The sequence below is a fragment of the Novosphingobium sp. CCH12-A3 genome (genome assembly GCF_001556015.1).
Lineage (GTDB): Bacteria > Pseudomonadota > Alphaproteobacteria > Sphingomonadales > Sphingomonadaceae > Novosphingobium > Novosphingobium subterraneum.
Genome location: NZ_LSIA01000258.1, coordinates 1 through 13307, shown reverse-complemented (window position 1 = coordinate 13307; position 13307 = coordinate 1). Strand labels below are relative to the sequence as shown.

Below are 13307 nucleotides of genomic sequence, written 5' to 3'. Positions count from 1 at the left end.
GGGCACGGCCTTCGGGGTTTGACCGGCTGGGTTCTGCGCCGGAACCGCAGGTGCCGGCCTGGCTGATGGCCTCGGCGTGCTTTTCGGATCTGGTCGCTTCAGCACCTGTCCGATGCGGATGACGTAAGGACTGGGAATGCCGTTCGCCTCGCCCAGCGCTGCCATGTCCACGCCCCAGCGCCGCGCGATGTCCGAGAAGGTATCGCCCGCCTGCACGGTATAGGTCCAGGCCACGATCGGCGGTCGCGCACCTTGCGCAACAGCCGGTGCCGCTGCCAGCAGTGCCAGGCCTGCCGCCAGCGCGCGGATCACGCCAGCGGCACGAGGCGGGTCAGCCCGCCCATGTAGGGGTGCAGCACTTCAGGCACATCCACCGATCCGTCCTCCCGCTGGAAGTTTTCCAAGACTGCCACCAGCGTACGGCCCACGGCAAGGCCCGAACCATTAAGAGTATGAACGAACTCGGTGCCTTTCGCGCCTTCCGGGCGATAGCGCGCGTTCATGCGCCGCGCCTGGAAGTCACCGCAGTTGGAACACGAGGAGATCTCGCGATAGGCTCCCTGGCCCGGCAGCCACACTTCCAGGTCATAGGTCTTGCGGGCGGTGAAGCCCATGTCCCCGGTGCACAGCAGCACCTTGCGATAGGGCAGGCCCAGCGCCTGCAGCACGCCCTCGGCACAGCCGGTCATCCGCTCATGCTCGGCTTCGGAATCTTCGGGCCGGGTGATCGAAACCAGTTCGACCTTCTCGAACTGGTGCTGGCGGATGAACCCGCGCGTATCGCGCCCCGCCGCGCCCGCCTCCGAACGGAAGCAGGGCGTCAGCGCAGTCATGCGCAGCGGAAGCGCGCCTGGATCAATGATTGTCTCGCGGACGTAATTTGTCAGAGAGACTTCAGCGGTTGGAATGAGCCAACGTCGGTTCTTAGGACTCGATTCGTAGACTTCGATAAACCGCTGAAAAGTATCACGCTTAGCTTTTTCTATCGTGCCTTCGGACCACGCCCTTGCAAGAATCTCGGGGGCCTTAAAGAGTTCAACTTCAGAGTTAATCTCATTCCACAACCACTCTTTGTCGATACCAAGCGTGGTTTGAAAGAGATCGTCTTCAAACTTGGGCAATTGCCCCGTGCCGAAAACTGCCTCGTCCTTGACCAGCAGCGGCGGAATGCACTCCAGATAGCCGTTCTCGCCGGTCTGGCGATCAAGCATGAATTGCGCCAGCGCCCGATGCAGCCGCGCCATTCCGCCCTTGAGGAAAGTGAAGCGCGCCCCCGAGATCAGCGCGCCGGTCTCGAAATCAAGGCCGAGCGCCGGGCCAAGGTCGGCGTGTTCCTTCGGCGGAAAACTGAACTCGCGCGGCGTGCCCCAGCGCAGCAATTCGGCATTCTCGCTCTCGTCGGCGCCTTCCGGCACATCGGATGCAGGGGCATTGGGATAGGCGGCGAGCGCGGCATTCTGCTGCGCCGTCAGCGTCCGCTCTTCCTCTTCCAGCGCAGGCAGTTCAACCTTGAGCGCGGCAACCTCGACCTTCAGCGCTTCGGCCGTATCCTTGTCGCCCTTGCCCATGGCTGCGCCGATGGCTTTCGACGCTTCATTGCGGCGGGCCTGAACCTCCTGCATCCGCGTCGCGATCTCGCGGCGGCGCGCATCGAGCGCGAGGATGGATTGCGCCGCAGGCTCCACGCCCCGGCGGGCGAGGGCGGCGTCGAAAGCGGCGGGGTTTTCGCGGATCAGGCGGATATCGTGCATGGCGCAGCGCTATGCCGCCTCGCGCCCCCCTGCGCAACCCGCCCTCAGCGCTCTTACGTGCGGGGGCAGGTATTCATGCCAAGCAGCGAATAGAGCGGGCACGTGCGCAGCAGCCCCGTCAGCAAAGGAACCAACCCGATCCAGCCCAGCGGCGTCTGCGGCCCGACAAAGACGAGCGCGATCAGCACGAGACCGAGCACGATGCGAAGCACACGATCGATCCCGCCAACATTGGTCTTGAACATGGGTCTGGTCCTCCTTGTGAACCAGCCCATGATGGCGCCTTATATTAGGCTTTCCTTGATTTCGCGCAAACGCCGCTCATTCATCGCGTTCGCCCTCGCTCGGCTCTTCGCTTGAACGTGATTGTCGGGTCGCGTCCTGTGCCTGGTCCTTGCGGACGCCCTCGCTCGGTTCCTGCGATGAGATCGCCTGCATCTTGCGATCTTCCTCGGGATAGTCCTCCGGCGTCACGTTCGAATTGATCTTGGTGGTCGCGTGGACTTCGCTGTTGAGGCTCGCGTTGTCGCTCTTGGGCTCGAGCGGTGGCGTGCGTTCATCCTTGTTTTGCATGGAAATTTCTCCGTTGGGGGGAGAATGACCAATCCACCGGAGCAATGCGAGGTTCCGCCAGATACAGAAAAGCCCGCGATCTCTCGCGGGCCGTTTCTGGTGGGCGCGACAGGGATTGAACCTGTGACCCCACCCGTGTGAAGGGTGTGCTCTACCGCTGAGCTACGCGCCCGTCAGAGCATGGCCGGTGTTCGACCGCTTGACAGGGGCGGGCCTCTACGACGCTCCGCTTCGATTGACAAGTGGGGCAATCAAGATATTTGCGCGCTCCATGAGCGACGAAACCAACCAGCCCGAAACCACCGGCAGCGACGTGCCGCCGGATCACCTCGCGATCAACCCGCGCAGCCCCTATTTCGATGCGGACAAGCTGCGTCGCGGCGTCGGCATTCGCTTCAAGGGCGTGGTGCGCAACAACGTCGAGGAATACTGCATTTCCGAAGGCTGGGTGCGCGTGCAGGCGGGCAAGACCATGGACCGCAAGGGCAACCCGCTGACAATCAAGCTCAACGGCCCGGTGGAAGCCTGGTACGAAGACCTTGGGCCAGACGCGCCCGTCGCGAAGGTTTGAGACCTTAACGGCATCCTTCGACAAGCTCAGGATGAGCGGGCTACTTTGACTGGATGAGCGCGTTCTTGCAAAAGAACCGCTCGTCCTGAGCCTGTCGAAGGACGCCCGTACCACTACCGCGGCAGCAACCGCCCGCGTTCGCGCGTCACCAGCGCGGTCAGCCAGTCCTTGAACGCCCGCGCGCGCGCCAGGTTGTGCGTGTCCTTGTGCGTCACCAGCCAGAACGATCGCGTCACGCGGGCGGCGGGCAGCACCGGCACCAGCCACTTGTCCGAATCGCCAATGAAGCACGGCAGCACGCCGATGCCCGCCCCCGCCGCGATCATGCGGTGCTGCGCGATGATCGAGGACGAGCGCAAGTTGGCGGTCAGGTCCGGCTCGATCTCGGCCAGGTAGCGCAGCTCCGGTGCATAGAGCAGGTCGGGAATGTAGCCGACCAGCCGGTGCCCCTGCGCCAGCTCGGCGGGCTTTTCAGGCAGCCCCTTTTGTGAAAGATACCCCCGCGTGGCATAGAGCCGCAGGCTGTAGTCCGACAGCTTGCCCGCGATCACCGGCCCTGCGCGCGGGCGTGACAGCGTGACGGCAAGGTCCGCTTCGCGCTTGGACGGGCTGAGAAATCCGGACGAGGCGACGAGATCCACCATCAGTCGCGGATTAGCCTCGACAAAGCCGCGCAGGGCAGGAGCGACAATCCAGCTGCCAAACCCTTCGGACAGGCTCACCCGCAGGGTTCCGGCAACGCCCCCGCCACTGGCAGCGTGTTCGGCGATGCGGCTGGCGGCCTGGTCCATCGCCTCGACCTCGGCCAGCATAGCCTCGCCCGCCTCGGTCAGGACCTGCCCCTCGCGCGTCTGCTCGAACAGCGTGGCGCCGACTCGCGTTTCCAGCCGCCGCAATCGCCGCCCGATCGTGGTGGCGTCCACCCCCATGTTTGCCGCCGCCCGCGCGAGCTGTCCGGCACGCGCTACCGCGAGAAAGGCCTGAAAGTCGTTCCAGTCGCTGGACTGCATCCGGTCACCTGCAAATTTGCAGGTAGACCTCGCATAATCGCTTGTTGCCTGCAATCAGTCATCGGCGCATCACGCTAGCAAGTTTTGATGAAAGAGGATTCCTGATGCGTCTCGTAGACCACTTCATCGTCGGCGGCCCCGGCGGCGCGCCCGCCCGCAAGAGCCCGATCTTCGATCCGAACAACGGCGGCGTGCAGGCCGAAGTCGCGCTCGGCACCGCCGAAACGCTCGAGCGCGCCGTTCAGGCCGCCCTGAAGGCGCAGCCCGCCTGGGCCGCCACCAACCCGCAGCGCCGCGCCCGCGTGATGTTCCGCTTCAAGGAACTGGTCGAGGCGAACATGGACAGCCTCGCCCACATGCTCTCCTCCGAGCACGGCAAGGTCATCGCCGACTCGAAGGGCGATATCCAGCGCGGTCTCGAAGTGGTCGAATTCGCCTGCGGCATCCCGCACGTTCTCAAGGGCGAATATACGCAAGGTGCCGGGCCCGGCATCGACGTCTATTCGATGCGCCAGCCGATCGGCATCGGCGCAGGCATCACCCCGTTCAACTTCCCCGGCATGATCCCGCTGTGGATGTCGGCCATCGCCATTGCCACGGGCAACGCCTTCATCATCAAGCCTTCAGAGCGTGACCCCTCGGTTCCGGTTCGCCTTGCCGAACTGTTCATCGAAGCGGGCCTGCCCGAAGGCATCTGCCAGGTCGTCCATGGCGACAAGGAAATGGTCGACGCGATCCTCGATCACCCGGCCATCGGCGCGGTCAGCTTTGTCGGCTCGTCGGACATCGCCCACTACGTCTACAACCGTGGCGTCGCCGCTGGTAAGCGCGTGCAGGCCATGGGTGGTGCCAAGAACCACGGCATCGTCATGCCCGACGCCGACCTCGATCAGGTCGTCAACGACCTGTGCGGCGCGGCCTTCGGTTCGGCTGGTGAGCGCTGCATGGCGCTGCCCGTCGTGGTGCCCGTGGGCGAGGAAACCGCCAACAAGCTCCGCGCCAAGCTGATCCCCGCGATCGAGGCCCTGCGCGTCGGCGTCTCCACTGATCCCGAAGCGCACTACGGTCCTGTCGTGACCCAGGCGCACAAGGAAAAGGTCGAAGGCTGGATCGGCAAGTGCATCGAGGAAGGTGGCGAACTGGTCGTCGACGGCCGCGGCTTCACGCTGCAGGGTCATGAGGAAGGCTTCTTCGTCGGCCCGACGCTGATCGACCATGTCACGCCCGACATGGACAGCTACCACAACGAGATCTTCGGCCCCGTCCTGCAGATCGTCCGAGCCAAGGACTTCGAGGAAGCGCTCGCGCTGCCTTCGAAGCACCAGTACGGCAACGGCGTCGCCATATTTACCCGCAACGGCCACGCGGCGCGCGAATTTGCCGCCCGTGTCAACGTCGGCATGGTCGGCATCAACGTGCCGATCCCGGTGCCGGTTGCCTACCACACCTTCGGCGGCTGGAAGCGTTCGGCCTTTGGCGACACCAACCAGCACGGCATGGAAGGCGTGAAGTTCTGGACCAAGGTCAAGACCATCACCCAGCGCTGGCCGGATGGCTCGCCCGATGGTGGAAACGCCTTCGTCATTCCGACGATGGGCTGAGGCGGAAAGGCCCGCTCATGGAAAGGATCGCTCCGGTGCGCGTTGGTTATGCCATCAACCACACCGGAGCATTCCCGATGAAGCAATCCGCTCTTCTTCTCCTTGCCGCACCGTTGGCGCTTGCCGCCTGCTCGGACCCATCGCCCGAGCCGGGCGCGTCGGCCACGCCCAGCCTCGCGCCCACAGTCAGCGAGAGCGAGGCCATGGTTCCACCGGTTTCGCCCGCGGCATCGGCACCGGCAGCGGACGGCGTCTTCCCGGTCGCAATGCGCGGCAAGTGGGGCGTCAACGCGGCGGATTGCAACCCTGCGCGCGGTGACGACAAGGGGGCGATCACTGTCGGCGAGAGGTCGGTCAAATTCTATGAATCCGTTGGAGAGATCGCTTCGGTAAAGGATGTCGATCGCAATACCTTGCGCGCGGTGTTCGATTACGAGGGCGAAGGCATGAAGTGGCAGCGCGATGCCAGCTACAAGCTGGAGGACGGCGGCAAGACGCTGGTCTTGACCGAGTTCGGCGATGACGCTCCGCAAGGCCCGCGTCGCCACAGCCGTTGCAAGTGAGGAGAGCCGTGATGAAGCCTGCTATCATTGCCATCGCTGCTCTGGCCGGTCTTTCGGCCTGCACGCAAGGCACGCCGCCACCGGAGGACCTTCCCGCCATGCCCGAAGGCACCTGCAATGCCGACGCAGTCCAGTCGCACATCGGCCACAAGGCCACTGCTGCCAGCGGTGCCGAGCTGATGCGCCTCACCGGCGCACGCACCCTGCGCTGGGTGCCGCCGCGTTCAGCCGTGACAATGGACTACCGCGCCGACCGGCTGACGGTCTCCTACGACGACAACTACACGATCGTCCGCATTTCCTGCGGATAGGTCTGGACAGCATGGGTGGCGGGCCATATCCGCCGCCCATGACAAATTTAAGGGCGCGGTTAACTCTGCGTGACGGCCAAAAGGGTAAGACGGGAAGAAGATGACCGACCAGTTCTCACTGACCGAAGATCAGATTGCCATCCAGGACATGGCCCGCCGCTTCACTGCCGACGCCATCACGCCGTTCGCCGCGCAATGGGACGAGGACCACACCTTCCCGCGCGAAACCATCAAGGCCGCCGCCGAACTCGGCTTTGCCGCAATCTACGTCAGCGAGGAATCCGGCGGCATCGGCCTTGGCCGCCTTGAAGCTGCGCTGATCATGGAAGCCATGGCTTATGGCTGCCCCGCGACCAGCGCCTTCATCTCGATCCACAACATGGCCGCATGGATGATCGATACCTTCGGCGGTGAAGAGATCAAGGGGCGCTACCTTCCCGATCTTGTCACCATGGACAAGATGGCGAGCTACTGCCTGACCGAGCCCGGTTCGGGATCGGATGCAGCCGCGCTCAAGACCACCGCCCGCCTCGATGGCGACCACTACATTGTCAACGGCACCAAGCAGTTCATCTCGGGCGGCGGCGTCAACGACATCTACGTCACCATGGTTCGCACCGGCGACGATGGCGCCCGTGGCATCTCCTGCCTCGTCATCGACAAGGACATGGAAGGCGTCAGCTTCGGTGCGCCCGAACGCAAGCTCGGCTGGAATGCCTCGCCCACCGCGCAGGTGATCTTCGACAACGTGCGCGTGCCGGTCGCGAACCGGGTCGGCGCCGAAGGCGATGGCTTCAAGTTCGCGATGGCCGGGCTGGATGGTGGCCGCCTCAACATCGGGGCCTGCTCGCTGGGCGGCGCACAGCGCTGCCTTGATGAGGCAATCGGATACGTCAAGGATCGCAAGCAGTTCGGCAAGGCCATCGCCGAATTCCAGAACACCATGTTCGTGCTGGCCGACATGGCAACCGACCTCGAATCCGCCCGCGCGCTGCTCTACATGGCTGCCGCCAAGGTGACCTCCGGCGCACCCGACAAGACGCGCTTCTCGGCCATGGCCAAGAAGCTGGCGACCGACAACGGCTCGTCGATCGTCGACCGCGCGCTGCAGATGTTCGGCGGCTACGGCTACTTGCGCGATTACCCGATCGAGCGGTTCTGGCGAGACCTTCGCGTCCACCGCATCCTCGAAGGCACCAACGAAGTCATGCGCATGATCGTGGGAAGGGACCTGCTGAAGTGACCGACGAAGTTCTTGCCACCCGCAGCGGCGCGGCTGGCGTGCTCTCGCTCAACCGTCCGCGCGCGATCCATGCGCTGACGCTCGACATGGTCCACGCCATGACTGCATCGCTCCTCGATTGGCGCGGTGACGATGGCGTGGCGGTCGTGATGATCGACCACCAGCTTCCCGCCGATGGCGATCCCAAGCTGTCGCGGGGCTTCTGCGCAGGCGGCGATATCGCCTTCCTGCGCAATTCGGCGCTGAACGACGGCGGCACGTCGGGCCGCAAGTTCTTCCATGACGAATACCAGCTCAACCACCTGCTGATGACCTATGGCAAGCCTGTGGTCGCCTTCATGGACGGCATCACCATGGGCGGCGGCGTGGGGATTTCCGGCCCGGCCACGTATCGCGTGGCTACCGAGAACACCAAGCTGGCCATGCCCGAAACCGGTATCGGCCTGTTTCCGGACGTCGGCGGCGGCTGGTTCCTGTCGCGCCTCAAGGGCCGTCTCGGCCAGTACCTTGCGCTGACAGGCGCGCGCCTTGATGGTGCGGAATGCCTCTGGGCAGGTCTTGCCACGCATTATCTGCCCTCGGCCAACCTTGCGCAGGCCAAGGCCCGCATCGCGGCAGAGCCCGACAATATCCCGGCCATCCTGCGCGAACTGTCGTCGGTCCCGCCCGAGCCGAAGATCGCTGCTCATGCCGATGATATCGCCCGCCTGTTTGCTTCGGACCGCTACGAGGACATCCTCGCCGCGCTCGAAGCCGACGGTTCGGACTTCGGGGCCGAAACGCTAAAGACGCTGCACACCAAGAGCCCGCAGACCTGCAAGGTCGCCCTGCGCCAGCTCGCCACCAGCCTGACCCTGCCCGACTTCGCCGCCAACATGGCGATGGAATACCGCATCGGTGCCCGCGTGCTGACTTTGCCGGATTTTGCCGAAGGCGTGCGCGCCGTGATCGTCGATAAGGACCACGCCCCGAAGTGGTCGCCCGCCACGGCAGAGGGCGTCACCGACGATCTTCTCGACCAGATCTTCGCGCCGCTGGGCGCTGCTGACGAATGGAAACCGCTATGACTTACGAAACCATCCTCGTCGAACAGAAGGGTGCTGTCACCCTCATCACGCTAAACCGCCCGCAGGCGCTCAACGCGCTCAACTCGCAGGTTCTGGCTGAGCTGATCGAGGCCTTCGCCGCCTACGAGGCCGACGCCTCGCAGCGCTGCGCCGTGCTCACCGGCGCGGGCGAGAAGGCCTTTGCCGCCGGGGCCGACATCAAGGAAATGTCGGAAAAGCCCGCTGCCGATTTCTACAACGAGGACTTTTTCTCGAAGTGGACCAGCCACCTCGTCAAGACCACGCGCAAGCCGTGGATCGCGGCGGTCAACGGCTTCGCGCTGGGCGGCGGTTGCGAACTCGCGATGATGGCCGATTTCATCATTGCTTCGGACAACGCCAGGTTCGGCCAGCCCGAGATCAAGCTCGGCGTGGCCCCCGGCATGGGCGGATCGCAGCGCCTCACCCGCGCCGTGGGCAAGGCCAAGGCGATGGACATGTGCCTGACCGGCCGCATGATGGACGCCGCCGAGGCGGAGCGCTCGGGCCTTGTAACCCGCGTGGTGCCGCTGGCCGACCTGCTCGCCGACGCGCTCAAGACCGCCGAGACCATTGCCGCGATGCCGCCGATGGCCGCCGTCGCCAACAAGGAAATGGTCAACGCCGCGTTCGAGACCACGCTCGACCAGGGCCTGCTGTTCGAACGCCGCGTCTTCCAGATCCTCACCGCCAGCGAGGACAAGGCCGAGGGCATGAAGGCCTTCATCGAAAAGCGCCCCGGCGTATGGAAGGGGCGGTAAGCTCTGCCAGTCCCCCTCCCGCAAGCGGGAGGGGTTAGGGGTGGGCATTTCCACCCATCATTTCGGGAGAAGGCCCACCCCCGGCCCCTCCCGCCTGCGGGAGGGGAGATTCTGAAATGAAAATCGCATTCATCGGCCTCGGCAACATGGGCGGCGGCATGGCCGCGAACCTCGTCAAGGCGGGGCATGACGTCCACGCCTTCGACCTTGCCGAAGCGGCGCTGACCCGCGCCAGGGAAAACGGCTGCACCACCTACACCTCGGTCAAGGAAGCAGTGCAGGGTGCAGATGCCGTCGTCTCGATGCTGCCCAACGGCGCCATCGTCAAGTCGGTCTACAGCGCCGACGTGATCGGCCACGCGCCGACCTCGGCCCTGCTGCTCGACTGCTCGACCATCGACGTCGCCACTGCCCGCGAAGTTGCCACGGCAGCCGATGCTGCGGGCTATGTCATGGTCGATGCGCCGGTTTCGGGCGGCATCGCGGCTGCCAATGGCGGCACGCTCACCTTCATGGTCGGCGGCAGCGACGAGGCCTTTGCCCGTGCCGAGCCGATCCTCGCCGCCATGGGCAAGGCCGTGATCCATGCCGGTGCCAGCGGCGCAGGGCAGGCGGCCAAGATCTGCAACAATATGCTGCTCGGCGCCTCGATGGTCGCCACGTGCGAAACCTTCGCCATGGCCGAGAAGCTCGGGCTTGATCTCCAGACCTTCTACGACATCTCCTCCAAGGCCTCGGGCCAGTGCTGGTCGATGACCTCGTATTGCCCGGTCCCCGGCGTCGGCCCGCAAAGCCCGGCCGACAACGGCTATCAGGGCGGCTTTGCCACCGCACTGATGCTCAAGGATCTCAAGCTGGCCATGGCCGCTGCCAAGGATGCTGGGGCCGATGTGCCGATGGGCCAGCGCGCCGAAGAGCTCTATTCGGCCTTCGCCGATGCGGGCAACGCGGGCCTCGATTTCTCGGCGATCATAAAGTCGCTCTGATCGAACAAGCTGGCGCCCCCGCGCAGGCGGGGGCCTCGGTGTTGTGACGGAACGTCAGCGCGTTTTCGCGGCAATGATCCGCCCGATCGGATCGTTCGCCAGCCCACCCGAAGCTTTGGCCACGGGCCTTGCAACCGCCGTCTTGGGCGCCTCATACCGATAGGACAGCTCGCGCCGTACAGGCGATGTCCTCACAGCCACTTCGGGTTTGATGCCCTTGAGGAAATCCGCCCCGATGGTCGCGCGCGGGGATTCTGTCGCCTTCGCCTTGCTGGCGCTGGAAAGCAGCGTCAGCCGCTCCTTCCTGCCCGCCTTGTCCGGATAGATGAACCCGTTCACCGGCCATGCGGTGGTGCCAAGGTTGCCGATGGGGGCATACCATACGCGCACTTCCGACCAGTCGTTCGCCTCGGATACGTCCACCGCGCGCACGTTGTCCTCGATCTGCCCGCGCCGTCCGTCAATGGGCGACCAGTTGGCATGGCGCAGCAGCACGGTACGCGAATCGATCACCCGGCTGACGGCGGCAACGTGGCCAAGTTCCATCCGGCCATGAGGCGCAAAGCTCATCACCGCGCCCACTTTTGGCCGGTGACCACGGGCATAGCGACCCTCGGCCTGATCCCACCACGTCAGCGCATCGCCATAGATCTTGATGCCGCTGACCTCGCGGGCATAGGGCACGCATTGCAGATAGGGCAGGGCTTCGGCCTGATCGTAGTCCCCGGTCCCAGGGCGTGAAGAGTCGCGGAATTCTGCGGCATTTGCACCTGTTCCCAGCAGGACCAGCGCACCGAGCAATCCGAAACGGCAGATCTTTTCCCTCATTCCTGCAGATATCTGCAGGTTAGGTTATGGCGGACCTTATACCCATGGTTAATGGCGCAATAATCAATTGCCCTCACTTAAACGCACTCTTGCGTTCATGCGCTTAAACAGCCACGGCAGGCCCATGCGCCCCCAAGTCATCATTATCGGACGCCCGAACGTCGGCAAATCGACGCTGTTTAACCGCCTCGTCGGCAAGAAGCTGGCCCTGGTGGACGATCAGCCCGGCGTGACGCGCGACCGCCGCTTCGGCGATGCGACACTGCTCGGGCTCGAGTTTACCATCGTTGATACCGCCGGCTGGGAGGATCTCGATCCTGATACGCTGCCCGGCCGCATGCGTCAGCAGACCGAAGCCTCGCTGGTCGGTGCCGATGTCGCCCTGTTCGTGATCGACGCACGCGCCGGCGTCACCCCGCTCGACGAGGAAATCGCCCGCTATCTGCGCCAGAGCCGCGTGCCCATCGTGCTCATGGCCAACAAGGCCGAAGGCCGCCAGGGTGATCCCGGCATCTACGATGCCTTCGCGCTGGGCTTTGGCGAACCGGTCGCCTTCTCCGCCGAACACGGGCAGGGCCTCGCCGACCTGTTCGAGGCGCTGCGCCCGCATCTCGAACCCAAGCAGGTCGAAGAGGACGAAGACGCCGAGGTTGAAGGTGACGAGGAGGAATTCGATCCCGAATCCGTCCTCAAGCTCGCCATCGTCGGCCGCCCCAATGCGGGCAAGTCCACGCTGATCAACAAGCTGCTGGGCGAAAACCGCCTGCTCACCGGGCCGGAAGCGGGCATTACCCGCGATTCCATCGCGATTGACTGGCAGTGGTTCGATCCCGAGCGTGAAGGCTATCGCCCGGTCCGCCTGATCGACACGGCGGGCATGCGCAAGAAGGCGCAGGTCACCGACAAGCTCGAAAAGCTCTCGGTCGCCGATGCCCGCCACGCCATCGACTTCGCCGAGGTCGTCGTGCTCACGCTTGATGCCACGCGCGGGCTTGAACATCAGGACCTCAAGATTGCCTCGATGGTGCTCGAAGAGGGCCGCGCGCTGATGATCGCGATCAACAAGTGGGACGTGGCCGAAGACCCTTCCGGCCTGTTCCAGGGCATCCGCAAGGCTTTGGACGATGGCCTCGCGCAGGTCCGCGGCGTTCCCTTGCTCGCCATCTCGGGCCGTACCGGAAAGGGGCTGGACGATCTGCTCAAGGCCGCATTCGAAATCCGCGCCGCCTGGTCCAAGCGCGTGCCAACCGCTGCCTTGAACCGCTGGTTCGACGATGCGCTCGCCGCCAACCCGCCGCCGGCCCCCGGCGGCCGCCGCATCAAGCTGCGCTATATCACCCAGGCCAAGACGCGCCCGCCGGGCTTCGTCCTGTTCGGTACCCGGCTTGATCAGCTTCCCGAAAGCTATCGCCGCTACCTGATCAACGGCATCCGCCGCGAACTCGGCTTCGACGCCGTGCCGATCCGCCTGACCCTGCGCAGCCCCAAGAACCCCTTCGCGAAGTAGCCATGCCCAATGCCGCCCTGCCTCTCGACCGCACCACGCTCCCCCAAGGGCTCGGCGCGGCGCTGTGGCGTGGCGTGCGCGGCAAGTGCCCGCGCTGCGGCGGCACCCACCTGTTCGCGCGCTTCCTCAAGCCGGTCGAGCGCTGCCGCCTCTGCGGCCAGAACTGGACGCTCCACGCGGCTGACGACTTCCCGCCCTATATCTCGATCCTGCTGACCGGCCACATCATGGCCCCGGTCATCATCGAACTTGGCCTGCACACCGGCCTGCCAGGCTGGGCGATGATGCTGATCGTGGCGGTCCTGGCGCTGGGGCTGCTCGTCGGCCTGCTCCAGCCCGCCAAGGGCGGCGTCATCGCGCTGCAATGGTGGCTGGGCATGCACGGCTTTGCCGGGCGGGCAGGGAAGGGTGAGGCAGGCGTCGGTTAGTCCAGCGACTGCACACACTCGGCCAACCTACGTCGTCGCCCGTGAAAAACTCTGAAGCCTTTGGGAATGCGTGGGTTTTAGCGGATTTG

Annotated in this window: 16 protein-coding genes and 1 tRNA gene; 10 read left to right on the top strand and 7 right to left on the bottom strand. The window is 64.8% G+C overall.

Annotation, left to right across the window (positions count from 1 at the left end; translation table 11 throughout):
- From AX703_RS20980 to AX703_RS20960, 5 genes are all read right to left on the bottom strand, one after another.
- The coding region (locus AX703_RS20980; RefSeq protein WP_156452154.1) for a LysM domain-containing protein at nucleotides 1–312 on the bottom strand (312 nt) is incomplete at its 3' end.
- Entirely contained in the window at nucleotides 309–1751 is a 1443-nt protein-coding gene (gene serS / locus AX703_RS20975) for a serine--tRNA ligase (protein ID WP_062346947.1), read from the bottom strand. The genes AX703_RS20980 and serS, both read right to left, overlap by 4 nt.
- A 53-nt stretch (nucleotides 1752–1804) precedes the next feature.
- Complete coding sequence (locus AX703_RS20970; RefSeq protein WP_039337736.1) at nucleotides 1805–1996, bottom strand: DUF2892 domain-containing protein; 192 nt, start codon at nucleotides 1994–1996, stop codon at nucleotides 1805–1807.
- Nucleotides 1997–2072: 76 nt separating this feature from the next.
- The gene (locus AX703_RS20965; protein WP_039337735.1) at nucleotides 2073–2324 is read right to left on the bottom strand and encodes a hypothetical protein; all 252 of its coding nucleotides are present in this window, start codon (nucleotides 2322–2324) and stop codon (nucleotides 2073–2075) included.
- Between the two features lie 97 nt (nucleotides 2325–2421).
- A tRNA-Val gene (locus AX703_RS20960) sits at nucleotides 2422–2496 on the bottom strand.
- Between the two features lie 99 nt (nucleotides 2497–2595).
- Here AX703_RS20960 and AX703_RS20955 point away from each other — a divergent pair.
- Nucleotides 2596–2895 carry a DUF3297 family protein gene (locus tag AX703_RS20955; protein ID WP_039337734.1) on the top strand — a complete coding sequence of 100 codons (300 nt, stop codon included), beginning with the start codon at nucleotides 2596–2598 and terminating at the stop codon, nucleotides 2893–2895.
- Between the two features lie 113 nt (nucleotides 2896–3008).
- Here the strand turns inward: AX703_RS20955 and AX703_RS20950 are convergent, their stop codons facing one another.
- A complete protein-coding gene (locus tag AX703_RS20950; protein WP_062346946.1) occupies nucleotides 3009–3905 on the bottom strand; it encodes a LysR family transcriptional regulator in 897 nt (298 codons plus the stop codon).
- Between the two features lie 104 nt (nucleotides 3906–4009).
- Here AX703_RS20950 and AX703_RS20945 point away from each other — a divergent pair, with 104 nt between their 5' ends.
- The 7 genes from AX703_RS20945 to mmsB all read left to right on the top strand — a co-directional run bounded on the left by AX703_RS20945 (nucleotide 4010) and on the right by mmsB (nucleotide 10455).
- Nucleotides 4010–5506: a CoA-acylating methylmalonate-semialdehyde dehydrogenase gene (locus AX703_RS20945; RefSeq protein ID WP_039337732.1), complete on the top strand. Its 1497-nt coding sequence runs from the start codon at nucleotides 4010–4012 to the stop codon at nucleotides 5504–5506.
- Between the two features lie 17 nt (nucleotides 5507–5523).
- On the top strand, nucleotides 5524–6069 hold the full coding sequence (locus AX703_RS20940) for a hypothetical protein (RefSeq protein ID WP_062346944.1): 546 nt from the start codon (nucleotides 5524–5526) through the stop codon (nucleotides 6067–6069).
- An 11-nt stretch (nucleotides 6070–6080) separates the two neighbouring features.
- On the top strand, nucleotides 6081–6380 hold the full coding sequence (locus AX703_RS20935) for an I78 family peptidase inhibitor (protein WP_062346942.1): 300 nt from the start codon (nucleotides 6081–6083) through the stop codon (nucleotides 6378–6380).
- Nucleotides 6381–6480: 100 nt separating this feature from the next.
- Nucleotides 6481–7623, top strand: a complete 1143-nt coding sequence (locus tag AX703_RS20930; RefSeq protein WP_062346940.1) for an acyl-CoA dehydrogenase family protein — start codon at nucleotides 6481–6483, stop codon at nucleotides 7621–7623.
- Nucleotides 7620–8690, top strand: coding sequence for an enoyl-CoA hydratase/isomerase family protein (locus AX703_RS20925; protein WP_062346938.1), 1071 nt, complete (start codon nucleotides 7620–7622; stop codon nucleotides 8688–8690). Before AX703_RS20930 ends, AX703_RS20925 begins: the two co-directional genes overlap by 4 nt.
- Nucleotides 8687–9469 (top strand): enoyl-CoA hydratase-related protein, encoded by a 783-nt coding sequence (locus AX703_RS20920; protein ID WP_062346950.1) that lies wholly within the window; start codon nucleotides 8687–8689, stop codon nucleotides 9467–9469. The genes AX703_RS20925 and AX703_RS20920 overlap by 4 nt, the downstream gene beginning before the upstream one ends.
- A gap of 116 nt (nucleotides 9470–9585) precedes the next feature.
- Nucleotides 9586–10455, top strand: coding sequence for a 3-hydroxyisobutyrate dehydrogenase (mmsB, locus tag AX703_RS20915; protein WP_062346936.1), 870 nt, complete (start codon nucleotides 9586–9588; stop codon nucleotides 10453–10455).
- A gap of 54 nt (nucleotides 10456–10509) precedes the next feature.
- Here mmsB and AX703_RS20910 read toward each other — a convergent pair whose 3' ends face one another.
- Nucleotides 10510–11283 carry a CHAP domain-containing protein gene (locus tag AX703_RS20910; protein ID WP_062346934.1) on the bottom strand — a complete coding sequence of 258 codons (774 nt, stop codon included), beginning with the start codon at nucleotides 11281–11283 and terminating at the stop codon, nucleotides 10510–10512.
- A 124-nt stretch (nucleotides 11284–11407) separates the two neighbouring features.
- Here AX703_RS20910 and der point away from each other — a divergent pair, with 124 nt between their 5' ends.
- Together der and AX703_RS20900 are read left to right on the top strand one after the other, a co-directional pair.
- A complete protein-coding gene (der, locus tag AX703_RS20905; protein WP_062346933.1) occupies nucleotides 11408–12790 on the top strand; it encodes a ribosome biogenesis GTPase Der in 1383 nt (460 codons plus the stop codon).
- Between the two features lie 2 nt (nucleotides 12791–12792).
- Nucleotides 12793–13218 (top strand): DUF983 domain-containing protein, encoded by a 426-nt coding sequence (locus AX703_RS20900; protein WP_062346931.1) that lies wholly within the window; start codon nucleotides 12793–12795, stop codon nucleotides 13216–13218.
- Nucleotides 13219–13307 lie beyond the last annotated feature (89 nt).

Coding starts and splice junctions, on each gene's coding strand:
- AX703_RS20940 (WP_062346944.1), top strand. CDS start 5,524: ATGGAAAGGATCGCTCCGGTGCGCGTTGGTTATGCCATCAACCACACC.
- serS (WP_062346947.1), bottom strand. CDS start 1,751: ATGCACGATATCCGCCTGATCCGCGAAAACCCCGCCGCTTTCGACGCC.
- AX703_RS20900 (WP_062346931.1), top strand. CDS start 12,793: ATGCCCAATGCCGCCCTGCCTCTCGACCGCACCACGCTCCCCCAAGGG.
- mmsB (WP_062346936.1), top strand. CDS start 9,586: ATGAAAATCGCATTCATCGGCCTCGGCAACATGGGCGGCGGCATGGCC.
- AX703_RS20930 (WP_062346940.1), top strand. CDS start 6,481: ATGACCGACCAGTTCTCACTGACCGAAGATCAGATTGCCATCCAGGAC.
- der (WP_062346933.1), top strand. CDS start 11,408: ATGCGCCCCCAAGTCATCATTATCGGACGCCCGAACGTCGGCAAATCG.
- AX703_RS20970 (WP_039337736.1), bottom strand. CDS start 1,996: ATGTTCAAGACCAATGTTGGCGGGATCGATCGTGTGCTTCGCATCGTG.
- AX703_RS20945 (WP_039337732.1), top strand. CDS start 4,010: ATGCGTCTCGTAGACCACTTCATCGTCGGCGGCCCCGGCGGCGCGCCC.
- AX703_RS20910 (WP_062346934.1), bottom strand. CDS start 11,283: ATGAGGGAAAAGATCTGCCGTTTCGGATTGCTCGGTGCGCTGGTCCTG.
- AX703_RS20965 (WP_039337735.1), bottom strand. CDS start 2,324: ATGCAAAACAAGGATGAACGCACGCCACCGCTCGAGCCCAAGAGCGAC.
- AX703_RS20955 (WP_039337734.1), top strand. CDS start 2,596: ATGAGCGACGAAACCAACCAGCCCGAAACCACCGGCAGCGACGTGCCG.
- AX703_RS20950 (WP_062346946.1), bottom strand. CDS start 3,905: ATGCAGTCCAGCGACTGGAACGACTTTCAGGCCTTTCTCGCGGTAGCG.
- AX703_RS20935 (WP_062346942.1), top strand. CDS start 6,081: ATGAAGCCTGCTATCATTGCCATCGCTGCTCTGGCCGGTCTTTCGGCC.
- AX703_RS20920 (WP_062346950.1), top strand. CDS start 8,687: ATGACTTACGAAACCATCCTCGTCGAACAGAAGGGTGCTGTCACCCTC.